Origin of the sequence: Maledivibacter halophilus (assembly GCF_900167445.1) — a bacterium.
Lineage (GTDB): Bacteria > Bacillota > Clostridia > Peptostreptococcales > Caminicellaceae > Maledivibacter > Maledivibacter halophilus.
Genome location: NZ_FUZT01000003.1, coordinates 259,957 through 286,129 on the forward strand (window position 1 = coordinate 259,957; position 26,173 = coordinate 286,129).

The following is a 26,173-nucleotide window of genomic DNA, read 5'->3' on the forward strand; positions in this document are numbered from 1 at the left end:
TCTTTACACCAGATTTTTACTGACCAAACCTCTTTGAAGCTTATTAAACAAGTTCAATAATTGTTTTTTCTCCTCATCATTTAAAATAGTCATAACATCCTTTGACCATATTTTATATTCCCTAATAACCTTTTCAGTAAACTTCCTACCCTGTTTTGTTATTGCGGCTATAACTTTTCTTCTATCCTGACTATGTCTTTTTCTGCTTACATAACCCTGTTTCTCAAGCCTATCCACCAGCCCAGTTATATTAGCCTTAGTAACTAACATTTCTTCACCTATTTCGGACAGGGTTATACCGTCCTGTGAAGAATTATATAAAATGACTAAGAGATTGAATTTAGTGCTTGATATATCAAATTGGTTAAAAAAAGTATTATGTATTTCTTCCAATATTCCAGCGGTTTTCTGAAGTTCAATAATCGTCTTATTGGCAATTTCACCTATCCAATTATAGCTTTTATACAGTTTTTTTGCCTTACTCACCAATCCACCCCCATATATAATTTTTACATAACAGTATTATACTACTATATATTTTATATGTAAATAGTTTATATGTTAACTTTTACAAAAAAGAAAGCTCCTTAATACATTTTTGTACTAAAGAGCTTCCATTGTAATATTTTAATACATACTTTAAAATTCTCCGCCTCCCTGACTACCTACAGAAGGCATGGCAGATCTTCCTACTCCTATGGAATCTTCGAATTGTAAAACGGCCAGATTATAATCCAGTACAGCCTGTGAAAGTCCCAATTTAGCCTGAAGTAATGCTGTTTGAGCCTTTTGAACATCTGTTAGTACACTCATCCCTACATCATAGGATAATTGACTTAGTCTTAAGGCCTCCTCTGCCAATTCCACTGATTTTTCTCCTGCTTTTATTTCCTCTTGCTTTTGGGCAACATTTAAATAATTTCCTCTTATTTCTATTTCGATACCTTTTTTAGCATCCTCGAGTTTCTTTTCTGCTTTTTGCAGATCGAGCTTGGCTTCTTTATATTGATATGTAATATCAGGATATTTCTTTTCTGTTATACGGAAATTAACCTGTGCAAGCTCATGTCCTACCACTGCTGCTTTAATTTCATTTCTGTTTAACAATCCCTTTGATACTGCATCTGCAATACCCTCTAATTGAAATTCCTTGTATTTTAATTCATCTTTCAATTTCAATTCTTTCATTACATCATGGCCTAATATCATATTCAAAGACATTTTAGCATTCTTTACTGTAGTTTGTGCAGATTTGTAATCATTTTCTGCTTTAATCATATTTAGCTCACTATTAATTACTTCCTGCTTAGGAACCAGTCCCAATTCAAGCTTTTTATTAGTCTTTTCATATAAATCCTTTGCTATTTCAACATTAGCTTTATTAATCTCTTCAAGCTGCTGTGCCTGAAGCAATCCGTAATAAGCCTGCTCCACCTCAGCCTTTAGCTTTTCTATTGTGGCATCATAATTTCTTTTAGAACTTTCCAATCCATATTCACCAGTAATCTCAAGCAATTTTACTGACTGCAGATACTTTATAGAATCTTCATCCCTAGTATTAATCACCTTTTTTACGTCCCTAAGGTCTCTCCTATATTTATCATAGTCAACCTCAGCCTGCTCTAAATCAAGCTTTGACTCCTCTATGGATGGACTGCTTTCTATTATAATCTCAATGGCTTTATCTAGGCTTAAGTCAATACCCTTCCCCTGAAAGTCCATACTATTAATTATGTTATTCTCACCTAAAGTTGTACCTACTAAGGTAAAGCATAAAACTAAAGCAAGAATAATACTACCAACATATTTTTTCATTACTATCATCCTTCCTAACATGCTGACTCATTGGTCGATTATTCTTTGATTTTACATTACTTTCCTCTCTATGTCAACGTCATAAATATTAATATTGTATTAAAAATTGATTTCACTACAGAGGTATCTTTTACAGTAGGAAGAAAAAAGACACAAGAGAATTGCCCCCTTGTATCTTTCTTTTTATACTATTCTTTGAAAAATTTTGGAAGGTATTTTTTATGAGCCTGAAGCATTTCATCAAGTATTTCCTTAGCCACCTCATCGGATGGTACTAGTGGATTTATAGTCATTGCCAACAACGCTTTACTATAATCTCCAGAAACTGCCGCCTCTACCGCAGCCCTTTCAAAGGATTTTATACTATTTACAAGTCCTCTAACATAAACAGGTAGATCCCCTACAGTTATAGGTCTTGGCCCTTCCATTGTAATAACACAGCTCACTTCTACTGCAGAATCATCATCTATACTTGCTATGGCTCCATTGTTTCTTGTATTAACAGGTTGTATGTCTTTTTTATCATTATATATTGAATTTATAAGGTTGCATGCAGCATCACTATAATATGCGCCTCCACGTTTTTCAAGCTGTGGTGGCTTTATATCAAGCTTTTCATCCTTGTAGAGCTCAAAAAGCTCTTTTTCTATCTTCTTAACTACCTCTGCCCTTACTCCATCCTTTTTAGATTCTTCTATCTCATGCTCAACCATCTTTCTTGTTTTATAATAATATCTATGATATGGACAAGGTATTATTCCAAGGGCTTTTATAAAATCTTTTTCCCAGCCAAAATCAGCTATATTTTTCATTGTCATACTTGGATTTTCACTTGTTATCATATCAATAACCTTATTAGTTACATTGTTACCATCAAGATATACATTAAGTCCATACACCATATGGTTAAGCCCTGCAAAATCTATACGCACTCTACTAGAATCTACTTCAAGGAGCTTTGCTATATTCATTTGCATACCAACTGGTACATTGCAAAGACCTACTACCTTTTTAATCTTCCCATATCTTAGTACAGCTTCTGTAACCATGCCTGCAGGATTAGCAAAATTTATAAGCCATGCATTAGGACAAAGCTCAGCCATATCCTTTGTTATATCCAGTATTACAGGTATAGTTCTAAGGGCTTTAAATAATCCACCGGGGCCATTTGTTTCCTGTCCTATGACATTATATTTTAATGGTATCTTTTCGTCCTTTTCCCTAGCATCTAAAAGCCCTACTCTTATTTGTGTAGTAACAAAATCAGCATCCTTTAGAGCTTCTCTTCTGTCCAATGTAAGATGGATCTCCATAGGCACTCCTGCTTTTTTTACCATTCTCCTTGCAAGATTTCCAACTATATTTTGCTTTTTCTGACCCTCTGGTATATCCACAAGCCACAGTTCCCTCACTGGCAGTTCATCATAGCGTTTTATAAAGCCTTCTACCAGCTCAGGTGTATAACTAGAACCTCCACCTATTGTAACTATTTTAATCCCCTTCATTTACAGACACTCCTTTAAATGCATTTTTTCATATAAGTTGACAAACTCTGTGGCCATATCCTTTACGGTCATGGCATTCATTAAATGATCCTGTGCATGTATCATAAGCAATGTTATATCAGGGCCATTTCCAGCAGCCTCTTTTTGAATAAAATCAGTTTGTATATTATGAACCTGGGATAATTCTTCACCAGCTTCTTCAAGAGCTTTTCTAGCAGCTTTTATATCATTGTTTTTTGCATGTTCTATAGCATCCATCGCTAGGCTTCTAGCATTACCACCCCTTATGATAAGGTTTATAACCTTCTCCTCATAATTCATAGTCAACAATCCTTCCCTGTATATAATGTCCTTTATAGTGCTTTATAGTTTACCAGCTTAATGCCGCGTCTATTTAGTTTTTCCTTTAATTCAGGCCCTGTAAGTATGTCTAGTTCAACTACCCTCTGAGTATTATATGAGCTTCCCCATAATATTTCTTTATCTAAATATGCAGGATGACACATAAGCTCCATTATTTCTTTATCCTCTACTGATACTTCTTCCAAAAATCTTTTTTCAGTTAAATCCTCTCCATAAAATTTTCCTGTAAAATAATCTACAGCCTTTATATTAGAATACTTACCTTGTATACTAGTTTTGTCAAATATTCTTACTGGGAGATCATATTTATTCGCAAGCTCTAAAACTATCTGTAAAACCATCTCATTTCCATGTACGTGATGATGACTGTCTATATGTGTAGGAGTAAGACCCGATGCTAAGAATTTTTCCATCTGAGCTTCAAATTCCTTTCTTACATCCTCAGGTTTTGCATATTTAGATACATTATCAATATGGTGAAACTTTCCATCATCCCCTATTAATGATTGCACATCATTACTAACAGGGCCACCACATGAAAGCACTAAATGTATTCCTACCCCAAGTCCAGGATTTTCCTTTGCAATTTCAAATGCATGATCTGCTCCAGGCATATTTGTCATTAAGGTTGTAGAACTTACTACTCCATTTTTATATGCTTCCAATATACCTAAATTTACTGCCTTTGAATAACCAAAATCGTCTGCATTAACTATTAATTTCATTTCAATCCCCTTCTTTTTTTATAAAGTTTACTTTTCACTTTCCATTGAATTTTCTTCTTCAAGTTTCTTATTGTCCCACATTTTGAAGAAGGGATAATATAATGCCAATGCTATTATAAAGTTCACAAGCTGTAGCACAGCACCTGAGATTCTACCACCGGTTGCTAGGTATCCACTTATAAGCATAGGAGTTGTCCAAGGTACTGCCACCCCACATGGTAATGCAACTAATCCCAATTTCATAGCCATGTATGAAATCAAGGTTATTACCAAAGGTACAAATATAAATGGAATCATTAAAATTGGATTCATTACAATAGGTGTACCAAATACTATGGGTTCATTAATATTAAATATACCTGCTCCTAATGAAAGCTTACCCAAATTCTTAAGCTGTTTACTTTTAGACTTGAATGCAAGTAATATTGCTAATACCAGTGTGGCACCTGAACCACCTACGAATACCCATAAATCTAAGAACTGAAGTGTAACTATATTTGGTAATGCCGCTGTTGGATCAGCTTGAAACACCATTCTGTTTTGGTCCATTAATGATAACCATATAGGATTCATAACAGCACCAACTACTGCTGAACCATGGAGCCCAGTTGTCCACAATAAATCTATAAGGAATACACCAACCAGCGCTCCTCCAAGGCTTCCTCCAAGCTTGCTAAGTGGAGCTGTCAAAAGGTCTCCAACTACATTGTGAATATGCTCAAATGAAGTATGCTCTAAGCCAATACGCAATATCCATACTACTGTTATTACCACTAAGGCTGGGATTAAAGCGGCAAATGATTTTGATACTGCTGGGGGAACTCCCTCAGGCATTTTTATAATTATATTCTTTTGAACTATCTTTCTATATATCTCTGTTGAAATAAGAGCTATAAACATGGCAACGAATAATCCTTTACTTCCCATTAAACCTACAGGTATAACTCCTCCTACTTCCACAGCCTCTGCTGCACCCTCAGCTGCAAACATTATCTTATGTGGTGTTACTAACATAAATGCTGCAAGGGAAATAGCTCCTGCTGATAATGGATCTACTTCATATCTTTCTGCTAAACGATAGGCTATACCAAAGCTTGCAAATATTGCCATAATATCAAAGGTTGCACCTACTGGATATAGAAGTCTTGTTTTCCACATTTCTCCGAATACTCCAGCCATGAAATCGTTATATCCAGGTATAGGTAAAAATCCAATAATTAAAAATAATGATCCAATAATCAATAATGGCATTGCCAGTATTAATCCATCTCTAATGGATTGAAGATGTTTTTGGTCTGCAATTCTTCCTGCAACAGGCATAACTTTTTCTTCTAGAAAACTATTAATTTTACCCATTTCTTTAGTCCTCCTATTAAATTATTTTTTCAAATTTAGTGCAAATTCTAGTACTTTTTTTCCATTTACCATGCCATAATCACTTGGGTTAATCATGGCAGCCGGTATTCCTTTCCCATCACAAATCTTTTTTAATGCGGGAAGCTTATATCTGATTTGTGGTCCCAGTAATAAAACGTCTGCTTCATCAATATGTTTTTTCACAGAGTCTGCAGATACTGCCCATATCTTTCCCTTTAGTCCCATTTTTTCAGCTTCCTTTTCCATTTTAGTAACAAGTAAGCTAGTAGACATTCCAGCAGAACAACATAATAAGATATTCATTATAAAATCCTCCTTTTATATATAAAATAATTACGTCTATTAATATCAGCAACATTCATGCCAAAACACTAAAAAACAGTAATTTAGAATCGTTTTCCTCTATTTCTGGCTGCTCTGGATACTAAATTTTTTCTGTTTTTTTTAAAACTTTATAAGTGTTTTAATATAAAGCTTAGTGTTTCAATGGATATACTAGTGTTTCAATATATAGTTTAGTGTTTTATAATTAATAAAAGCCCCCTCGCCTAAGCGAGAGAGCTTTTTATTAGTATTCCTTCTGATTATCTTCATGGAAGAAATTCATTATATAGCAAATTTCATCGTCTACTATTTCTATTTTATATTTCTCTTCTATAGAGTTTATACAGTTTCTTATCATATAGTATAAGCCTTGATTTTCTTTTATATATTTTTCTTTATCTATATATTGATCCACTGTGCTATCTGTCTTTAATCTATCTATCATACAGCTTATATGAAGGGCAGCCCCTACTAAAATACCCTTATCCAGCCTTGTATTAAGCTGCCGCTCTATATTTGAAATAAATCTTTTTACATCAGGAAAAACCTCAGTTTCATCTACATTTTTCAAGTGATACTTTAAAGTTCTTCCCATCTTATAATATGTTCTGTTAATTTCAACTAGATTCTGAATCTTATTTATGGCTGTAAGATTTAATACTTCTACCAGAGTATATTGTGGTATATTAGTATTTATGCTAAAGGAGCTTATTACGCAAACTATCTCCTTCTCTTCCTGTAGCCTGTCAAGTCTTGGTCCTATACTATCCTTATCTATTAAATTCATAGGTATTATTTCCAATATGTCGTCTTTAATATCCAGATGCCTACATAAATGGTTTTTCATAGCCAAGGCACTTCCTTCTCCCGTTAAGCATACAGTAACAATGGCAAGCTTCAATTTATCCTTATTATCAATTTCTATTTCTGTATTATTGACATAGCTAACAAGATCCGTCACATCCCTATATATTTCATCAAGTGAATACCCTAGCATAGCCTTTCTAGTAGCTTCTATAACATGTGGAGTACTTACAAAGGTTACTGTCTTTATGGGAGTTTCAAACTCCTTTTCTATGACTTCCCCAAAGGTAGTAAGGGAACCCATATCCACTAAAAAAATGAAACCCGATTCTCTATTATAATCCTTTATATATTGTCTTACCTTATTAAGTACATCCTGGGGCTTTACATCCAATGGCGCATTTATTCCCACAGCATAGTTTACCCCTAATAGATTATTTGTTACATCAACCATAGAAGTGGCTCCTGTACTTCCATGGGTTATAACTATTACCCCAACTGTTTCTTGCTCTTTTTTTCTTTCACTTTCATCTAACACAAAAAACATTGTTAAAAATCCGGCTTCATCTATTGGCAGCTTCACATCTAATCTTTCTTCTATAAGCCTTATACAATCAAAGGCTAATAAGAACTCCTTTTTATATTTTGTTCTTATTTTATTAAGCTGAGGATTTATTATATTTTTCCCTCTCTTTATCCGATCAACGGATGTACTAATATGTAATACCATTCCTAAAAATACCCTTTCACTTAAGGTTTTTTTAAGCCTCTCTTCACTATATCTTACTATTTCCTCCACTAGTTCTATAATATATGGTTCTACTATACTAGTTAAATTTGTCTTTTTTATTCCTCTATCTGCGCCATGAATACATCTAGTATAATACTGTTGTATATCCTTTTCCATAATCCTTTCTATTTCATCTTCTTCAATTCCTTTAATCCTTAATTCATTTATTCGATTTTCTATCAGCTCATATATATTGTCGTTCTTTTTTTGTTTGTCTGATATAAGACTACCCTGCTTATGGTCAAATATACAGTATTTGTGGTTTATTCCTATAAGCTCATTCCATATATGTCTGTGCTCCTTCTCATTGTACAGTCCCTTTTTAATATAACTAGGTAAATCCGGGCTATGAATAGATATTTTATCCTCCCGTCTTGATACATATTCTGTATAAGCCTTTGCACAGGCAAGCTTTACATCGGTTTTCAATTGACCTATATTGTTGGGACAATTATAAGTCAAAAACGCCCTCAATGAGTTGGCAGAAACCTTTATTGGCTTATTTAATCTTGAGGATTCCTCCCTAAAAAACTTACTTATAAGATTAAACCTTTCCCTCATTCCTCTTTCCTTTAATGGAGGCAGTTTTATTATCATAGGTATCCTTCTTGTAAAGGTCTTTAATAAACTGGATTCTGGATTTTCCGTTGTGGCTGAAATTATAAAAACATCGGCAGTCCTCTCTTCATTTGTCTCCCCAAGTCTTCTATAAACACCCTTATCCATAAATGTAAAAAACATTTCCTGACCTTCTGCCGGAAGCCTGTGAACTTCATCAAGAAAAAGCATCCCACCGTTAGCCCTTTCTATAAGTCCTATCTGATCACTATCAGCACCTGTATATGCTCCTTTTTTTACTCCAAAGAGCTGACTAATAAGAAGCTGGGGGTTAGAGCAATAATCAGCACAGTTAAAGGTTATAAAGGGAGCCTCTTCTGTGAGCATATCCATTTCTATTGCATATCTGTGCATTAATCCTGCAAACATGGTTTTACCTACACCAGTTTCGCCTAAAATAAGGGTATGCATACCCCTTGGCGGATACAATATTGCAGCCTCTGCCTGTTCTACAGACATAACTAAACTGTCGCATTCCTTTACAAGCTCATCAAATATTGTCTGTTTTTCCTCCTCAGCTATATAATAGAGTACCGGTCTTCCCTCACCCTTACATATTTTTCCCTTTTTCCAAAGCTTATTTAAATCATTACTTACATTTGCACGGCTTAATCCCAGCCTTTGAGCCAACTCCTTAGTTGTTATTCCATCATCTACTGCCATTTCCTTTAATTTGTTATAAATTACATCTATTCTCTTCATAAAAACACTCCTCACACAAAGGTGGGCTCATAAATCCCTATACTACTTTTTTCGACATTTTTATTACTATGTTTTATTTTAACATAATATATAAAAAAGTGACACAAAGGACTATTTCTTTGTATCACCCATTAATATATATAAGTTCTGCTATATGACTCATAAATTCCTCATAATTATTTGAGGCCACTAACAAATCCACATTTTCCTTTTTACACAAAACATCTATCAAGCTTTCATATAGCTCCATAAAATCCCTTCGGTCCTTTTTATTTACTGCAATAAGTAAAACCATATTTATATAATTATTACCCCATTTAATTTTATCATCATTTACAAGGACAGCTATAACGGTTTTTTTAGAATCTGTTTCTATAGAATGGGGTATGGCAAAATTATTTCCTAAAAAAGTAGTAGAAGAAAGCTTTTCCCTTTTAATAACTAAATCCACAAAATTATCATTTACTAATTTCTTATTTAATAATTTCTCCCCTAGAAATCTTATTATTTCAAATTCATTATCATAATATATATTTTTAAAAAACAAATCCCTGTCAAAACATTTATTAATGTATTTTTTTACTATGCTTATATTCTTTTCATTAATTATTTTTTCGATGCCAAAATCAATCTTCAAATAATCCTTATGGGTCAGTAAGGGATTAATCTTGATAAAGGTACTATTTAATTCCCTTTCTATATTAGTTGTAGAAATAATTAAATTTGCAGACAATTTATTTAATGTATTATCTACCAAGGTTAAAACATCGGTTATCTCTATAGAATCACTATACCTTTCCTTTAGTTTTCTAATAATTCTTAGATGTATATCATGATATTTGGGGCAAATAAGTACTGTTTTTATTTTACTATTTAATATTTTATTTCTTTCAAGGGCCGCACCTATGTGAATGGCTATATAGCCCATCTCATCCTCGGGTATTTTAAGGCCAGTATTTATATAAATTTCATTCGATATAAATACTGCAACCTCATAAATAAAGGGATAGGTGATCTTAATATTTTTATTCATGGGATTTTTCGTATAGGTATTATTTTTTATTCTAAAGAGCATATTTTTAGTGTGAATAATAAATTTAATATAAAATTCTTCATTGTTTAGATCCAGGAAATAATAATTATTAACCTTCAATAAAATATTATCAACCAGCTTAATGTAGCTTGGTTCTATGAAATCCTTTAAGTTAAACTTATTAATAGTAGAATAATTAAGTGTTGCCTTTCCCATTATGAGAAAGGTTAAGTAATATATTTCTTTTTGAGGAAATTTCACATTAAAGGTTTTTTCAAGTCTTTCTATTATTTCCTTACAAATTTCGTATTCCCTGTATTTTTTTATATTTAAGTAATTATTCTCATCACTGTTTAAAATATAATTATTTTTTATTCGAGTTAATATTATAGCCACATGGATAACCATACTCGTAATAGAATAATCGTTTGCGTATAAATTGTAAGAATTAAAGGTATCAATAAATATTTCCTTTATTAAATTCAAGTCAAAATCTTCAAATATATTTTCATAATTATCCAGATTTAAGAAATTTCCATCGGTTTCAACATACAATAAATTCCTTATTAATTGTCTTTTGTTTTTCTCATCTCCCTTTATACAAATTGTATTAAATTTCTTATCTATTTTTAAATTATAATTCTTCACTATATCCTTTATTTGTTTTAAATCCTTTTCTAGTGTTGATAAGCTCACAAAAATTTCCTCAGATATATCATACAAATCAATGGGCTTTAAAGTAGTCAATAGTTTATTAAGTATATAATTAACCCTCTCCTTTGGCGATATGGGCATATAATTATCGTCAAGATATTCTTTACAATTAAAATTATCTATAATCTTATATCCTTCTGATGAAGATAATATGATTTGTAAATTTTTAAATTCATTTATTTTTTTAATATCATTTCTAATTGTTCTAGTAGTTACATTAAATTCCTGAGCTAAGACACTTCCTTTGACCCAGCTTGACTGCAATAGTAGAAATTTCATTATTTCTTTTTGTCTTGTAATCAATAGCATACTGACAACTCCCATTGAAAATGTATTCTTATCAAACAAAAAATTCTATTAATTTTCCTCCTATTAAAACTCCCAGTATACCTATAACCCCTGCTAATACCGGTGGCGCCGGAAGAGGAAGCCTTGCCTTTTTAAATAATATTCCTAAAACAATCCCTGCAATGGCGGGCTTTATAATTTCTAATAATATATTCATACCTGTTCACTTCCTTGTATCCTTCTATTTTCAAGGGCTGCTACAATACTTCCTCCAAGCCACACCCCAAATATCCCCATAAAACCGGATATATTTGTGGGAGCAGGAGATGGAAATTTCAATATCTTAAATACCATTCCTACGACTATTCCTGCCATAAGGGACAAAATTATCTCCCGAAAGCTTTTTGTACTAAATTTCATTTTATAGTTATCTCCTCTCTTATAGATTTCCTATAGTAAAACTTAATTTAACTCCTTGTGCTAGTTTCTATATCAAAATATCCGATGTTTCTAGGGAGTTTTGATGTGTATAAATTAACTGTTTTACTGGAATATCTATATACACTATCAAGAACACAGATTAATATATCTATTTGTACACTTGAGCAAATTGCATAATTACCTTATCGAAAAGCTAACTACTATATATTGCTTTAAAATCTTAGAAGCTATACTGCATATATTATGCAATTTTGCCAAATTAGAGTTATGCAATTTCCTCACTTAATATTATATAAAAAAAAGCTTCATTACATAAAGCATTTATTTTCCTACCCCCTAGGAAAACAATTATTTGTTTTAAAAAACCCTATTTTATAAAATACAGTTGTACAGATTTTTACTTGGAAATTTTAATCAAAAATTTATAGGTTCCATTCTTTATGAAGGGAGGAAAACAAATGGACAAAGCTTATGTTCAAGAAATAGCATTAAAAATGATAGGACATGCAGGAGATGCCTTCAGCTATTATTTCCAGGCACTAGATGAAGCTAAAAAACATAATTATGATAAATCAAATAAGCTCATAGAAGAGGGAAATTCTTCTTTAAATAAGGCCCATAATTTGCAAACTGAAATGCTAAGTAAGGAAGCCGGTGGAGAAGACAGTGCCTATAGCATTATAATGGTCCATGCCCAGGACCACCTTATGAACTCTATTTTAGTAAAAAAATTAATTGTAGAACTAATTGAAATGAGAAAATTGCATAATTAAGATTTGAAATCAAACAAAAATGAAGGGAGACTAAATAATATGTCAAAAATTGAATTTCCTCAAAATTTCCTCTGGGGCTCGGCAACAGCTTCCTATCAAGCTGAGGGTGCATACAAGGAGGATGGAAAGGGTCTATCCATCTGGGATGTATATACCCACATAGAAGGGAATAGCAAAAACAACTCTAATGGAGATGTTGCTAGCGATCACTACCATAAATATAAGGAAGATATTAAGCATATGAAAGAGTGTGGTCAAAACAGCTACAGATTTTCAATATCCTGGCCAAGGATTTTACCTGAAGGTAGGGGAAAAATAAACCCAAAGGGAATTGAATTTTACAAAAACATGATAAATGAATGTCTAAAAAATGATATAAAGCCCTTTGTAACAATATATCATTGGGATTTACCTCAGTCCCTACAGGATATTGGAGGATGGGAAAATAAAGAAACTGCCTATGCCTTTAGGGATTTTTCTAAAATACTTTATGAGGAATTGGGAGATAAGGTTGAATTGTGGGTAACCTTTAATGAGCCTAGATTCTTTATATATTCTGGATACCTAATTGGAAATTATCCTCCTTCATATAATGATCCACAGAAAACTATCCAGGCTTCATACAATGTTATGTTGGCAAATGCGTTTGCAATTGAGGAATTTAGAAAATCCAATGCTAAGGGCAAAATAGGATTAGTTCATTCCTTTTCACCGGTATATGCTATTAGTGATAGTAAGGAAGATAGAATAGCCCTTAGAAATGCAGATAATTATTTTAATAATTGGGTTTTAGATACAGCTGTAAAGGGAAAATTTCCTCAAGATTTAATAGACAAGCTAAACAGAAACTATGACCTTAGCTTTATGAATAAAGAAGATTTAGAAATTATTAAAAACAACACAGTAGACTTTATTGGACTTAACTACTATGCCAGGGCATTAGTAAAAGCCTATACAATCGGAGAAACTGTTCTTAAGGTAAATAATAGCGGAAAGGCTAAGCAAGGCTCTTCTAAGATAGTTGTAAAAGATTGGTTTGAAATGGTTGCAGACCCAAAAAGTAAGTTTACAGATTGGGATACGGAAATATACCCAAGGGGTCTGTACGATGGAATAATGATGGTAAAAGAAAGATATGATAATATCCCTATATACATTACAGAAAATGGTATAGGAATGGTGGAGGAAATGGTAAGTGGTGAAATCGATGATTCTCCACGTATTGAATTTTTAAAGCTCCACCTTATTGAAATATATAACGCCCTATCCAGCGGTGCAGATGTTAGAGGGTACTATGTATGGTCAACCTTTGATTTATACAGCTGGGTGAATGGATATGAAAAAAGATATGGACTTATGTATGTGGACTATGAAAATAACAACAAACGAATACCTAAAAAAAGCTACCATTGGTATAAAGATGTAATAAATTCCAATGGTTCTATATTGGAAGATTAAGGGGGAGAAAAATGAGTAATAAAGGTTTCTTTAATAATATTAATAATATAGCTGAGAAAAAAATATTGCCCTTTGCCAACAAAATAAGCAGACAAAGACATTTGCTTTCTATTAGAGATTCTTTTTTAACGGTTTTACCTATAACATTATTAGGGGGAATTGCTTCTATCTTGGCTTCTCCTCCTGTTAATCCAGACTCAATACAGGGGAGCAATATATTCTTTAAATTTTTAATTGCATGGAGTAATTTTGCAAAAGCCCATTCAATGGCACTAAATTGGCTATTTGCATTGACTTTAGGATCCTTTGCTCTATATGTATCTGTTGGTATAGCCTATTATTTATCAAAATCCTATAAAATGGAGCCCTTTATCCCCAGCATCACAGCCTTGGCTTCCTTTTTAATGGTTACAGCTGTTCCAATAGAATTATCCTTTGCAAGCAAATCCATATTGATTAATTTCTTCGATGGAAAGGGATTATTTACTGGAATGTTAGTTGCCATTACCTCCGTTGAAATATTTAGGTTTTTGAAAAACAAAAAAGTCGGATATATAAAAATGCCCGACAGTGTTCCACCAGCATTATCGGCTTCCTTTGAAACACTTTTACCGGTTATAATAACAATAAGCATTTATTTCTTCGTTTATTCAATATTTGATAATACCATGGGCCTTCCACTGCCTGAGGCAATGCTAAGTATAGTGGCACCGGCTATAAAGGCCGTTGATAATGTATTTGTTGTGTTTTTAATCAGTGCATTTACCCAATTTTTATGGTTCTTTGGCATCCATGATGCAGCAATCGGAACAGTAATTGGACCCATTAGAGATCATAATTTAGCCGTAAATGCATCGGCAGTAATGTCAGGATCACAGCCACCATATATTTTCACTACACCTTTTTGGGTATATTTTATAGTTATTGGAGGTGCCGGTGCAACCTTTGGATTGGTTTTACTGCTCCTCAGAAGTAAATCTAAGCAATTAAAAACCGTTGGAAAATTAGGTATATTACCTGCATTATTCGGTATAAATGAACCAGTAATCTTTGGTACACCCTTGGTTTTAAACCCTATGTTTTTTATTCCATTTGTTTTTGCTCAATCTATAAATGCTGTTATTGCCTATTTATTCATGTGTTTTGGAATAATAGGAAAAACCTATATAATGGGGGGCTGGAATTTATTTTCACCCATTGGGGCATTTATATCTACAATGGATTGGAAGGCGTTTGTATTAGTAGTTTGCTTAATAGTTTTAGATATACTTATTTACCTACCGTTCTTTAAAGCCTATGAAAAGAAATTAGTAAAAATGGAAAATGAAGGTCAAAAATCTTAGAGAAGGGAATGATTATAATGAAGGCTGTTTTAGTATGCTTTGCTGGAATGTCCACTAGTATTATGATGAATAAAATGAAAAAAGCAGCTGCTAAGAAGGATGTAGATTTAGATATAAAAGCCATACCCTTAAGTGAGCTTGAAGAAAATCTTGAAGGAGTTGAAGTAGTCCTACTTGGCCCTCAAATTAGATATGCCTATCCCGAGGTTGAAAAGTTAACTGAAGGTAAGATACCAGCTGTAGTTATTAGCTCAGTAGATTATGGAATGATGAATGGTGAAAAGGTGCTAAACGAAGCAATAAAAGCCATAGAATAGCTGAAAACCAATAAATAAAAACCAAGGAACTAGCTTTTTTTATAAAAGCAGTGACCTTGGTTTTGTATATTCTACTTCATTCCCAAGAAATATTTACGACATGAAATTCCGATGAGCTTAATTTGGCATCATATCCTTTGTCAATTTTACTTCCCCCTCGTTGTGCTATTTTCTACCTTTCAAAATGACTTTTATTACTCTATGAATATGTTCCTTCAAACTCCTAAAATATAAAAGCATAAATTATGAAATTGCCTATACCATTAGCGAAGCCAACGGAAAAAAATCATCATTCTTCTTGCAGGAAGTAGAGAAAATTTTTATAAGCAATTAAAGCGATATATGAAATAGCCCTCCTTAAGGGCTATTTCATAATTGTTTAAGAAATCATAGATTTTATGAAATCCTTGAAAGCATGGGATATTTTGACACATCTAAACTAAGAACCTAATATACTATCAATAAAGTCATTAAAGCTTTCTATTTTCTCTCCTCTATCCTCTAATTCCTTAAAATAATTTGCCTGCATTATTACAGCCTTCTTTATATACTTACTATTTTCCGTTACCCTATTTCTAAAAATATTGAATATTATATCCAGCTCTTCTTCTCCCTTTATATACAGCTTATCCTGGAAGGGATATATTATTAGGGGAAGTATTATTGGAAGCTCATCAGTCTTACTTTCTATGATTCTCTTCTTCCAGTCCTTTATCATATGTCTTATCAATTTAAGAAATATATCTTCCTCTATATATCTTTCCCTTTGAAACAAAAGATAAATATAGCCTTTCTTTTTATCTATATTTGTCCTATAAAGTCTATCAAAAAAATCCTCTTTAAGCTCTTCACAAATAAAACTATCTCCTTGAAGCATCAATGTATTTAAATCTATTTCCTTTGTAATAGTCTTAGGTAAATGTCTATTCAAAAAAAACTTCACTACCTTTGAATTTGAAAATATTTCTTTTAAGGATTTATAGTTCTTATTTTCTATTTTCACTCCATCACCTGCCTATCTCTATATGATACTACATATATATCTAGCGAATTAGAAAACCACCCTCTACTTGTGCTTCTCTAAATATATCTCTAATTCTTTTATCATTAAAAATAACATACAAGGGCCTTACAAACTCTAAGGACTTTATGGAATATATATAATTAAATCCTTCCTTTTCCATAATATATTCCTTTACTCCTTTGTGTAACAGCATGATCTCCATGGGTGTCAATAGATACTGTTTTTGTGGCATTATCAACATTCATTATAGAGCCATCCTTTCCAGTATGAATTAAGTTTTGCTTAGAAAATCTATGTAGATATTTCAGCAAAATAGTTAATTTGTACACATCAAAAATCCACAAAAGCATTGGATATTTTGATATGTCCAAATTAAGTTTTGCTATGGAAAATCCGTGTAGATATTTCAGCAAAATAGTTAATTTGTACACATCAAAAATCCACAGAAGCATTGGATATTTTGATATGTCCAAATTAAGTTTTGCTATGGAAAATCTACACTATTGTCTTAATATTAAAAATTTGGTAAAATGTTATCATAAAGTTTGTGTGGGGCAAACTTTATGATAACCTGCTAAGTATTGGCTAATACTTAGATCTTAGCTGTTTCATATTATATGAAGCAGCTAGTCTGGTTTTGAAAATCGGAGATGCTATGTAAGGTATTTTATCACCGCCTTTTTATAAAATATTATAGCGCATTATGCGTCTTTAACTATATGATATAACGCATATCGCGCTAAGTCAAGGAGTTTTTATATGTTTTCAAAAGAAATTTTTTCTGAACGTGTTAAAACACTTCGCATATCTCATAATCTTACTCAAGATAAGCTTGCAAAAAGTGTTGGCTTTTCATCTAGTAGTACCATTGGTGATATTGAAAGGGGTAGAAGGACAACCCCTATCGATAAAATTGTTGCTTTAGCTGACTTTTTTGATGTTTCTATTGACTATTTAATAGGTAGAACTAATAATCCTAAGATTAATAAATAAGCAAAAAATTTTATTATATTATCTAGTTCTTAGCTGTTTCATAATTTTTGAAGCAGCTATATTTTTGTTTTTTATAACGATATATCGTTATAAATATAATACTTCTTTTCTCATGCTTTGTCAACGATTTATCGGTAACTATTTAACTTATATTTTGTTATACTTTTTAAAAAGCGTTAAAAGGAGTAATTATGACTATAAAAGAAGCAATTTCTAAAAGAATAATAGAATTATGTAAAAAAAATAATATAACTATAAACAAATTATCAACAATGGCTGGATTAACCCAATCAACTCTAAACGATGTTGTAAATGGAAAAAGTAAAAATCCTACAGTTAGAACTATATATTTAGTATGTTTTGGACTGGGAATTGAATTAAAGGATTTTTTTGATTCCAACTTATTTTTTGATCTAATCGATGGTTAATTTTTATTTAATAATGTACCTATTAAACTATTATATAAAATAATACTCACACCATCAGAACAATAGGTAAGTTTTGCTCAACTCATTACCATTTGGTAAGTTAATATTAACATACCATTTGGTAACATGTCAATAGTATATTTATAATTTCGGTAAAAATAGTGTGTGGAAAATTTGTATGTATTATAATATTGGTAAGGTTTTATTTAGGAGGCTTAACAAGTGGGAAGTATTGGTAAGAGAATATTGGATTTAAGAAAACAACTTAATTTAAGTCAGAAAGAGTTAGCTGAAAGGACCGGAATTACTGAAGCTACTTTATCTCGATATGAAAATAATCTAAGAGAGCCAAAGGCAGAAATCATTACAAAAATATCAGATGTTTTAGAGTGTTCAACTGATTATCTTCTTGGCCGTACTGACAATAAAAAGGATTATACCAAATGCAATAATTCCAAGACCATAGTCTATAAAAGAATAGAAGAAAAAATCATAGAAAGATTATCAGATGAAGGGATCATAGAAAAAAATCAGCCTATTAATCAATATATAGCTGATAAGGTTGTCAAATATGGTATAGAAGCCACTATCGAAATATTAAAGTTGGAAAAGAATAAGGTAGAAAAATAATTAATCAATAAAAGCCGATTAATAGTAACAAAAGAATCTCTTTTAGAGATTCTTTTATTGTATATAATACATTATTTAACATTTGAGTCAAGTATAATATTAAAATATGAAATTATAAAGTTTTTAATACCTTTCCTAGTCTAGTTATCCCTTCAATTATTTTTTCTTCATTCATAGTGGCATAATTTAGTCTAAAGTGATTTTTATCTCCTCCATTGGGAAAGAAAGAATCTCCAGGAACAAAAGCAACCTTCGCCTCTATGGCTTTTTCAAATACATCCATTGCTTTTATATGCTTTGGAAGCTCTACCCATGTGAAAAGCCCTCCCTTGGGATGGGTGAATTTGATATTAGTGGGAAACTCCTTTTCCATAGCATCTAGCATGGCATCTCTTCTGGATTTATAAGAATCTATTATTTTATTTACATGTCCATCAAAATCATACATTTTTGCAAAAGTAACCACTTCTCTTTGAGCCAGGGAGTTTACCTGTAAATCTGCCCCTTGCTTTATAAGTACATATTTCCTTATTATATCAGGCTCTGCTGCAACCCAACCAACCCTTAAACCAGGGCAAAAGGTCTTAGAAAATGTACCTAAATAAACAACTATTCCCTCTTTATCATAATATTTGATTGGAGGCAGCTTTTCACCTTCAAATCTCACATCACCATAAGGACTGTCTTCAATCACTAAAATACCATATTTACCTGCCAGCTCAACTAATTTTTTTCTTCTTTCTCCGCTCATAGTCACACCAGTAGGATTTTGGAAATCCGGGATAGTATAGATGAATTTGGCCTTTGGATTTTCAATAAGGGCTTTTTCCAATTCCTCCATTATCATACCCTTTTCATCCATGGGAACTTCAACATATTTAGGAAGATATGGATTGAAGGCTCCTATTGCACCCACATATGTAGGGCTTTCACAGATTACTACATCCCCCTCATTTACAAGTAATTTTGCAGAATACTCAAGCCCCTGCTGGGATCCGCTAGTAATAAAAATATTGTCTGCTGTTATATCAATTCCTTTATCCGACATCCTACCTGCTATAAATTCTCTTAAAGGCTGGTAACCTTCCGATGCTCCATATTGCAAAGCATAGGCTCCATCCTCCTTTAGTACTTTCTGACAGACCTTTTCCATTTCCTTTGCTGGGAAAAGCTCAGGAGCTGGCCATCCCCCGGCAAAAGAAATAACGTCGGGCTGCCTAGTAACCTTCATCAGTTCCCTTATTGCAGAGGGTTTTACATTGTACATTCTATAGGCATATCTGCTCCCAGAACTATTTGTCATAGGGTCTACACCTCCATTCCTATTTCTATTCCTTTTCTAAGAGCTTCTATATTCAAATCAATTACCTTTGGCTTATGGGCGAACTTATCCTTTATAGCTTCAATAACTGATTCTTCCTTCAAAATGCCTGTTTTCTGAATAATAATACCTACTGCAATAATATTTGCCACAGCAATATTCCCTAATTTTAACGCCATATCATTAATCGGATAGCCAAATTGTTTTCCCTTAGATTCCTTAGTATCTGAAATCAAACTATTATCATATATTAATACTGCATCCTCACTTAAATCCGCTGCATATTTATCATAGGCAACCTGTGCCAGTGCCAACACTATATCGGGTTTTGAAACTTCAGGATAAGAGATATCTCCATCACTTATTATTACATCGGATTTGGTGAAGGTTCCCCTAGTTTCAACTCCATAGGAGGATACTAATGTAGCATTTTTACCTTCATATATGGTGGCTGACTCTCCTAATATGGTTCCACTGGAAACCAGTCCCTGTCCACCAACACCGCTTAATATTATTTGACAAGTCTTGCTCATTTTTACACCTCCAAAGTTATATAATCTCTTTTGCCTTTGAAATAACCCTGTCATATCTTGCTGTATAATCCTCTATATCTTTATCCACAAATTTTCCCATAACAAACTTTCCTTCTTTTTCTTCTTTAGGTAATTTCTCAGCCCTTTCAATAGAAATTGAATTGTCCTTGATCCATTTCATGGCACCTGCCGAAGTCTTCATTCCGTTCAATCTTCCATAATGGGTAGTACATGTTGAGATAACTTCAACAAAGGAGAATCCCTTTTTCTCTATTGCTTCCTTAATGAGCTTTTGAAGCTGAATCACTCCATAAACATTTCCCCTAGCAACATAGGGAGCTCCAGCTGCCTTAACTAATTTGCATACATCAAAGCCATTTTCCACATGACCATAGGGGGATGTAGTAGTATAGCTGGCATGGGGTGTTGTTCCCGAGTACTGCCCTCCAGTCATACCATAATTGAGATTATTAACTAATATTGCAGTTACATCAACATTTCTTCTGGCAGCGTGTATTAAATGATTTCCTCCAATAGTAGCCCCATCACCGTCACCCATTAAAACTATGACATTGAGCTTTGGATTTGCCAGCTTGATTCCCGTTGCAAAACCCAAGGCCCTACCGTGGGTACCGTGAAATGTATTTGTGCTTATATAATCATCGGCCTTTCCCCAGCATCCAATACCAGTTACAACCACTGTATTTTCCTTCTTTAGCCCAAGCTGGGCAAAGGATCTTAAAATTGACCCTAAAACTATGCCGTTACCACATCCTGCACACCAGAAAACAGGCAATTTTTCCTTTATTAAATAGTCATCATATTTATTTACAGACATTTTTCTACCTCCTCTATTTTATCTAATATTTCCTTAGGAGTTATCATTAAGCTATCCACTCTACTTAGCCCTTCTACCGGTATACCATAGTCATTTATCTTCTTAACTTCACCAATAATTTGTCCTAAATTCATTTCAGGTACTACTACTCCCTTTACCTTTTTTAAAACTTCTCTAACTTCATCATCGGCAAAGGGCCATATAGTTACAAGCTGCAGCAATCCAATTTTTTTCCCTTTATCTTTAGCAATATTCACTGCTTCAAGGGCTGCTCTAGCAGTACATCCAAAGGCTATTATTGCATAGTCAGCATCCTCTAAATTGTATTTTCTAACTATAGTAATATCCTTCTTATTTTTTTCAATTTTATCTGTATAATGTCTAATAAATTTATCAGCATTTGCAGGTGTAGAATTTGCCATACCCCTTTCGTCATGGGTAGTTGTAGTGATTCTAAAAACATATTCACTTCCATAGGCAGCTAAAGGTGCTATACCATCTTCCTGATCCTGAAATTTAAAGGGCTGGTAATCCTTTGGATCGCAATTTGGCTGTTTTCTATTTACTATTTCCTCGGGAGCTATTTCCCTAAGAACTACTTTTTCCTTTAAATGACCTATTGTTGCATCGGATAAAAACATTACCGGAGTTCTATATTTTTCAGATAAATTGAAGGCTTCTATAGTAAGATCATAACAGTCCTGTACAGAGGAAGGAGAAATAACAATTATTCCATGATCTCCATGGGTTCCCCATCTTGCCTGCATTACATCTCCCTGAGCGGGCTTGGTAGCAAGGCCAGTACTTGGTCCTGAACGCTGTACATTTATCAGTACACATGGAACCTCTCCCATTACAGCAACCCCCAAGTTCTCTGACATCAGAGAAATACCGGGTCCACTGGTTGCAGTATATGATTTTTTGCCGCTTAAAGAAGCCCCAATTATTGCCGCCATACTTCCTATCTCATCCTCCATTTGTACATAAAGACCTCCTACCTGTGGAAGGCGATTGGCAGAGCCCTCGGCAATTTCTGATGAGGGTGTAATGGGGTATCCTGCATAGAATCTTGCCCCTGCGGCTATGGCTCCTTCCACTACTGCCTGATTACCCTGTATAAATTTAACCTTATTATTTAATGTCATTTTTACTCACCTCCACTTTTATAGCAAAATCTGGGCATCTTAACTCACAAAGTTTGCATCCTGTACATTTTTCCTGAAAACTAATTACTGGGGAGCCGTCTAATTCCCTAGTGTATACATCAGCAGGACAAAACTCTACACAGATACCACATTTTTTACACAGCCTTGGATCAATTGTTATCTTTTTCATTTTGATGCTCCTTTCTGTATTTTCTAATATGAAATTTATAATGCTTTAAAATTTCATTATTTCTATCTGTGACTCTCTACCTTTCTACGAACTTCCATGGAGCTGAGGGAAAAAATTAGAATTATAAAAAAGCTAGATAAAAGTCCAATATATAAGGAGTCAATACTACTTATGCCAAAGATTTCCCATCCTATTGTTAAAATAGGAGCTGATATAATTGCCAGCAAGCCTGCCTTTCTTTTAACCCTTCCTTTAAAGAATATAGCTCCAATGAGGGGAATAAAAATGGTAGTTCCCCTTAATGCCATAGATAAAAAGCCCCATTTTAAAATAAGTGAATCGGCATTGATATATACCATAAGTAAAGCCAAGGCAGAAACTACAAATACTGATAATCTCAAAATCTTAAGTTGAGACTCATCCCCTGCCTTGGGATTAATGAATCTTAGATATATATCCCTATTTACCATGGTGCTAACTCCAAGGGTAAGACCTGCTCCTGTTCCAATTACAGAAATAATCAAGGCCGCTATAATCACCCCACCAATCCAGGGATTTAAATAGCTTAAAATAAAGGCTGGCAAGGCTTCCTTGGGAACCAATCCCGGATTAACGGTTCTCATATACATCCCTATTAAAGTACATATAAGCCCTATAGGTGGAATCAACAGAGCTGATATAAAGGCTCCCTTCCTTGATTCCTTTTCTGTTCTGCCTGCAAACATTGCCTGTAAATAGGTTTGGGTAGAAGCAACCCCTACAACCATAGAAAATCCCTGACCCAGTCCAGCACCAATACCATTGCTAAAGAGATTAAACCAGGGATCCCTTGGGAAAGATGCTGTAAAGCCCCGAACTCCCCCAAAATATTTCAGTGTGAGTATTCCACTTATTCCCAATGTCAAATAGAGTAAAATTGTTTTCATTATTCCAACTACACTAGTACCTAAAAATCCACCGAAAAAGATATAGGAAATTATTAGTGCAATGGTTATAATAGCCCCTACAATTATTGTGACATTGAATAAGGATGTGAGTATGGCAATGGAAGAAAGAACTTGCCCTGTTATGTGGATGAATATAGCTAAAGAAGTAATAATACTGGCAGCAACTCCCGCATATTCCCCATAACTCATTGATAAGAGCTGGGAAACTGTATCTACTTGTGCTCTTCTTAAGGGAACAGCCAAAAATATTCCTAAAAATAAACAAGCCAAGCTGCTTCCCAATGTAAACCACATGGCGTTTATCCCTTGCTCAAAGGCAAGTTGAGCAGTTCCTATGGTCGATGCCCCTCCTACAATTGTTGCAATAATGCTTCCGGCAACCTTTGAAGAACTAAGCTTTCTACTGCCTACAACAAAATCCTGGGATGACTTTACTTTTTTTGTTGATGCAAATCCCAGATATGAAACTATGAAGATGGTTATAAAAGTACCGATATAGTGGAATGGTGTAATCATACAATCCCTCTTTTCTTTTATAGATATGTGATAGGGTTTTAATATTTTCTTTGGATTTATAAAAATCACTCAAATGAAGTATTAAAACTCCCTAATTTATATTCAATAATAAATAATGCAAATTATATGCCAGTATTATATAATTCAGTAATTCTTCTAAAATCACTGAAATAGGCTGTATAGAAAAAAGTGATTTTTTTAAAAGAAGTGTCAGTTTAAAGATTTAACATAAATAATGAACAATGTTTAATATTTAAACATTGCGTGCAAAATAAAAAAACCCAATTCATTGGGTTTAATATTCTTCCATCTCCTTCATTTTTTTCCACAAGGTAGTTCTGCTTATTCCTAGTTTTTCCGCCAGTAGAATTTTATTGCTATCAAATATATTATTCAGCTCCTCAATAAGCTGAAGCTCCATATCCTTTAAAGTGCCTACCTTTACCTTTATAGTATTTTTATCCTCTTCTAATTTTTCTATTTCGTTTTCTCTACCAAAGGATTGTATAAATAAATTTCTGATAAACTTTTCTTCGATGGTCGGATAGTCCGATAGTATAACCATTCTTTCAACAAAATTCTGGATTTCCCTTACATTCCCGGGCCAGCTATATGCCATCAAAAGCTTCATAGCATTTTCTGTAAGTCCCTCAATTTTTTTATTATGTTCTCTGTTCATTCTTCCTATAAATTCATTTACTAATATGGGGATATCCTCTTTTCTGTCCCTTATGGGTGGAATCTTTAAATTTAATATATTTAATCTAAAATATAAGTCCTCTCTGAATTTATGTTCCTTAACCATTTTATATAAATCAATATTGGTGGCTGATATGATTCTAACATCCACTTTGACTATATAGTCCCCTCCGATTCTCAGAACCTCCTTCTCCTGCAGCACTCTTAAAAGTCTGCTTTGAAGACTAAGAGGTATCTCTCCGATTTCATCCAAAAAAATAGTCCCACCGTGGGCCATTTCAAATAATCCCAGTTTTCCACCTTTTTTTGCCCCAGTAAAGGCTCCCTCCTCATATCCAAACAGTTCACTTTCCAATAGGTTTTCAGGTAATGCGGCACAATTAACTGCCACAAAGGGCTTATCCTTCCTATCACTAATATTGTGTATGCTTTGGGCAAAGAGCTCCTTACCACTGCCGGTCTCCCCCTGTATAAGTATGGTGGTAGATGTCTTTCCAAACCTTATGCCATTATCTATGGCCTCCTTAATAGCTTTACTTGATCCCAGTATTTCACCAAATCTATGTTTTGCTATAAGACCTTTATTGTATAGCTTATTTCTTACATTTTGCTCCAGCTTTTGAAGCTTTGATATCTCCTGTAAAGTAATAATGAGCCCAGATTTTTCATCCTCCACAATTATTGGAATTCTATTTATGATCAGCTGAATATTATTTATTTTAATTATTTCATCCAGCTTATAGCCTTCGTCTCCATAAACCATATTAAGATAATAATAATCCTTTAAATCTGAAATATTTCTACCTAATACAATATCTGATTCCAAATCAAATATTTTCTCGGCCACAGGGTTAAAGGTTGTAATAAAACCCTGTTTATCTACTGCTATTATTCCCTCGGAAGAATAGTCAATTATTATTTTAAGCCTTTCGCTTTTCTCTTTTTCCCTTTTACTTAAATCACATATATTTTTGGCATCAATAATGGCTTGCCTAACTGAGTTTCTATTGCTTTTTATAATCACTGCATCTACATCTCTTCCCTTGGAAGTTTCTAGCATGCAGCTGCCCATTCCCACTAAAGTAAATTCACTTTTATTAAAAATTTTGTCAACTTTCTCTTCAAATTCTTTTTTGTTTCCGTAATTGACCACTTCAAAATCAACATTTAATATATCCTTTAGGTTTTGAAGCTTGCTAAGCTTCTCAGACCTATAGCAGAACAGTACAATCTTTTTTTTGAATTTTTCCTTTGCTTCCAATAGGGCCCTTAATATATCAGCTGTGCTTATTTCTATAGATACTACAGGTATTGTGACTATTTCTTTAATGGCTTCAAGGGTTCCTCCCTGACTTATTATAATATCAAACTTGTTTTCCATCTTTTTAGCATATAAATGTCCATCCCTCATTATTCCCCCTTCATATATGCTAATAGCTACTCCCAATTCCTTGGATATCTCCTTTAGCATTTGGGTTAGCTCAGGATAAGTAGATATAGCTAATATCTTAGGATTCAT

Annotated in this window: 28 protein-coding genes; 7 read left to right on the forward strand and 21 right to left on the reverse strand. The window is 33.4% G+C overall.

Annotation, left to right across the window (positions count from 1 at the left end):
• Positions 1-3: 3 nt before the first annotated feature.
• The 11 genes from B5X81_RS07210 to B5X81_RS07260 form a co-directional block, all read right to left on the reverse strand.
• The gene (locus B5X81_RS07210; RefSeq protein WP_170917313.1) at positions 4-486 is read right to left on the reverse strand and encodes a MarR family winged helix-turn-helix transcriptional regulator; all 483 of its coding nucleotides are present in this window, start codon (positions 484-486) and stop codon (positions 4-6) included.
• 153 nt (positions 487-639) lie between these two features.
• Positions 640-1,815 (reverse strand): TolC family protein, encoded by a 1,176-nt coding sequence (locus B5X81_RS07215; protein WP_170917314.1) that lies wholly within the window; start codon positions 1,813-1,815, stop codon positions 640-642.
• A gap of 188 nt (positions 1,816-2,003) precedes the next feature.
• Positions 2,004-3,320, reverse strand: coding sequence for a 6-phospho-beta-glucosidase (locus B5X81_RS07220; RefSeq protein ID WP_079490536.1), 1,317 nt, complete (start codon positions 3,318-3,320; stop codon positions 2,004-2,006).
• Entirely contained in the window at positions 3,321-3,641 is a 321-nt protein-coding gene (locus B5X81_RS07225; protein ID WP_079490538.1) for a PTS lactose/cellobiose transporter subunit IIA, read from the reverse strand.
• A 32-nt stretch (positions 3,642-3,673) separates the two neighbouring features.
• The gene (gene chbG / locus B5X81_RS07230; RefSeq protein ID WP_079490542.1) at positions 3,674-4,408 is read right to left on the reverse strand and encodes a chitin disaccharide deacetylase; all 735 of its coding nucleotides are present in this window, start codon (positions 4,406-4,408) and stop codon (positions 3,674-3,676) included.
• 27 nt (positions 4,409-4,435) lie between these two features.
• Positions 4,436-5,764, reverse strand: a complete 1,329-nt coding sequence (celB, locus tag B5X81_RS07235) for a PTS cellobiose transporter subunit IIC (RefSeq protein WP_079490543.1) — start codon at positions 5,762-5,764, stop codon at positions 4,436-4,438.
• A 21-nt stretch (positions 5,765-5,785) separates the two neighbouring features.
• Positions 5,786-6,088 carry a PTS sugar transporter subunit IIB gene (locus B5X81_RS07240; protein WP_079490545.1) on the reverse strand — a complete coding sequence of 101 codons (303 nt, stop codon included), beginning with the start codon at positions 6,086-6,088 and terminating at the stop codon, positions 5,786-5,788.
• Positions 6,089-6,353: 265 nt separating this feature from the next.
• Entirely contained in the window at positions 6,354-9,023 is a 2,670-nt protein-coding gene (locus B5X81_RS07245) for a sigma 54-interacting transcriptional regulator (RefSeq protein WP_079490546.1), read from the reverse strand.
• 124 nt (positions 9,024-9,147) lie between these two features.
• Positions 9,148-11,079, reverse strand: coding sequence for a BglG family transcription antiterminator (locus B5X81_RS07250; RefSeq protein WP_170917315.1), 1,932 nt, complete (start codon positions 11,077-11,079; stop codon positions 9,148-9,150).
• Positions 11,080-11,110: 31 nt separating this feature from the next.
• The gene (locus B5X81_RS07255; RefSeq protein ID WP_079490549.1) at positions 11,111-11,275 is read right to left on the reverse strand and encodes a XapX domain-containing protein; all 165 of its coding nucleotides are present in this window, start codon (positions 11,273-11,275) and stop codon (positions 11,111-11,113) included.
• Complete coding sequence (locus tag B5X81_RS07260; RefSeq protein WP_079490556.1) at positions 11,272-11,478, reverse strand: XapX domain-containing protein; 207 nt, start codon at positions 11,476-11,478, stop codon at positions 11,272-11,274. Before B5X81_RS07260 ends, B5X81_RS07255 begins: the two co-directional genes overlap by 4 nt.
• Positions 11,479-11,957: 479 nt before the next feature.
• Between B5X81_RS07260 and B5X81_RS07265 the strand changes: the two genes are divergently transcribed.
• The 4 genes from B5X81_RS07265 to B5X81_RS07280 are packed head-to-tail and all read left to right on the forward strand — an operon-like array spanning position 11,958 to position 15,390.
• Positions 11,958-12,272 carry a PTS lactose/cellobiose transporter subunit IIA gene (locus tag B5X81_RS07265; RefSeq protein ID WP_170917316.1) on the forward strand — a complete coding sequence of 105 codons (315 nt, stop codon included), beginning with the start codon at positions 11,958-11,960 and terminating at the stop codon, positions 12,270-12,272.
• A 39-nt stretch (positions 12,273-12,311) separates the two neighbouring features.
• Positions 12,312-13,730, forward strand: a complete 1,419-nt coding sequence (locus B5X81_RS07270; protein ID WP_079490559.1) for a GH1 family beta-glucosidase — start codon at positions 12,312-12,314, stop codon at positions 13,728-13,730.
• Between the two features lie 11 nt (positions 13,731-13,741).
• Positions 13,742-15,073: a PTS sugar transporter subunit IIC gene (locus B5X81_RS07275; protein ID WP_079490561.1), complete on the forward strand. Its 1,332-nt coding sequence runs from the start codon at positions 13,742-13,744 to the stop codon at positions 15,071-15,073.
• A gap of 17 nt (positions 15,074-15,090) precedes the next feature.
• Entirely contained in the window at positions 15,091-15,390 is a 300-nt protein-coding gene (locus tag B5X81_RS07280) for a PTS sugar transporter subunit IIB (RefSeq protein ID WP_330397349.1), read from the forward strand.
• Between the two features lie 439 nt (positions 15,391-15,829).
• Here the strand turns inward: B5X81_RS07280 and B5X81_RS07290 are convergent, their stop codons facing one another.
• Genes B5X81_RS07290 through B5X81_RS27745 form a run of 3 tightly spaced genes read right to left on the reverse strand, consistent with a single transcriptional unit; the run spans position 15,830 to position 16,827 of the window.
• Positions 15,830-16,393 carry an Rpn family recombination-promoting nuclease/putative transposase gene (locus tag B5X81_RS07290; RefSeq protein WP_079490562.1) on the reverse strand — a complete coding sequence of 188 codons (564 nt, stop codon included), beginning with the start codon at positions 16,391-16,393 and terminating at the stop codon, positions 15,830-15,832.
• 40 nt (positions 16,394-16,433) lie between these two features.
• Positions 16,434-16,574: a hypothetical protein gene (locus tag B5X81_RS27740; protein ID WP_208985006.1), complete on the reverse strand. Its 141-nt coding sequence runs from the start codon at positions 16,572-16,574 to the stop codon at positions 16,434-16,436.
• Positions 16,555-16,827 (reverse strand): hypothetical protein, encoded by a 273-nt coding sequence (locus B5X81_RS27745; protein WP_139380270.1) that lies wholly within the window; start codon positions 16,825-16,827, stop codon positions 16,555-16,557. Before B5X81_RS27745 ends, B5X81_RS27740 begins: the two co-directional genes overlap by 20 nt.
• A 346-nt stretch (positions 16,828-17,173) precedes the next feature.
• Here B5X81_RS27745 and B5X81_RS07295 point away from each other — a divergent pair, with 346 nt between their 5' ends.
• The 3 genes from B5X81_RS07295 to B5X81_RS07305 all read left to right on the forward strand — a co-directional run bounded on the left by B5X81_RS07295 (position 17,174) and on the right by B5X81_RS07305 (position 18,465).
• On the forward strand, positions 17,174-17,407 hold the full coding sequence (locus B5X81_RS07295; protein WP_079490564.1) for a helix-turn-helix domain-containing protein: 234 nt from the start codon (positions 17,174-17,176) through the stop codon (positions 17,405-17,407).
• Positions 17,408-17,598: 191 nt separating this feature from the next.
• Complete coding sequence (locus tag B5X81_RS07300; RefSeq protein ID WP_079490565.1) at positions 17,599-17,835, forward strand: helix-turn-helix domain-containing protein; 237 nt, start codon at positions 17,599-17,601, stop codon at positions 17,833-17,835.
• A gap of 222 nt (positions 17,836-18,057) precedes the next feature.
• Positions 18,058-18,465 carry a helix-turn-helix domain-containing protein gene (locus B5X81_RS07305; RefSeq protein ID WP_079490567.1) on the forward strand — a complete coding sequence of 136 codons (408 nt, stop codon included), beginning with the start codon at positions 18,058-18,060 and terminating at the stop codon, positions 18,463-18,465.
• Between the two features lie 112 nt (positions 18,466-18,577).
• Here the strand turns inward: B5X81_RS07305 and B5X81_RS07310 are convergent, their stop codons facing one another.
• The 7 genes from B5X81_RS07310 to B5X81_RS07340 form a co-directional block, all read right to left on the reverse strand.
• Positions 18,578-19,768, reverse strand: coding sequence for an aminotransferase-like domain-containing protein (locus B5X81_RS07310; RefSeq protein ID WP_079490569.1), 1,191 nt, complete (start codon positions 19,766-19,768; stop codon positions 18,578-18,580).
• 5 nt (positions 19,769-19,773) lie between these two features.
• A complete protein-coding gene (locus B5X81_RS07315) occupies positions 19,774-20,319 on the reverse strand; it encodes a 2-oxoacid:acceptor oxidoreductase family protein (protein ID WP_170917318.1) in 546 nt (181 codons plus the stop codon).
• Positions 20,320-20,335: 16 nt separating this feature from the next.
• A complete protein-coding gene (locus tag B5X81_RS07320; RefSeq protein ID WP_079490573.1) occupies positions 20,336-21,157 on the reverse strand; it encodes a thiamine pyrophosphate-dependent enzyme in 822 nt (273 codons plus the stop codon).
• Positions 21,148-22,302, reverse strand: coding sequence for a 2-oxoacid:acceptor oxidoreductase subunit alpha (locus B5X81_RS07325; protein WP_079490574.1), 1,155 nt, complete (start codon positions 22,300-22,302; stop codon positions 21,148-21,150). The genes B5X81_RS07320 and B5X81_RS07325 overlap by 10 nt, the downstream gene beginning before the upstream one ends.
• Positions 22,289-22,492, reverse strand: coding sequence for a 4Fe-4S dicluster domain-containing protein (locus B5X81_RS07330; protein WP_079490576.1), 204 nt, complete (start codon positions 22,490-22,492; stop codon positions 22,289-22,291). Before B5X81_RS07330 ends, B5X81_RS07325 begins: the two co-directional genes overlap by 14 nt.
• A 62-nt stretch (positions 22,493-22,554) precedes the next feature.
• Positions 22,555-23,955, reverse strand: coding sequence for a sodium:solute symporter family protein (locus B5X81_RS07335; RefSeq protein WP_079490577.1), 1,401 nt, complete (start codon positions 23,953-23,955; stop codon positions 22,555-22,557).
• 295 nt (positions 23,956-24,250) lie between these two features.
• A complete protein-coding gene (locus B5X81_RS07340; RefSeq protein ID WP_170917319.1) occupies positions 24,251-26,173 on the reverse strand; it encodes a sigma 54-interacting transcriptional regulator in 1,923 nt (640 codons plus the stop codon).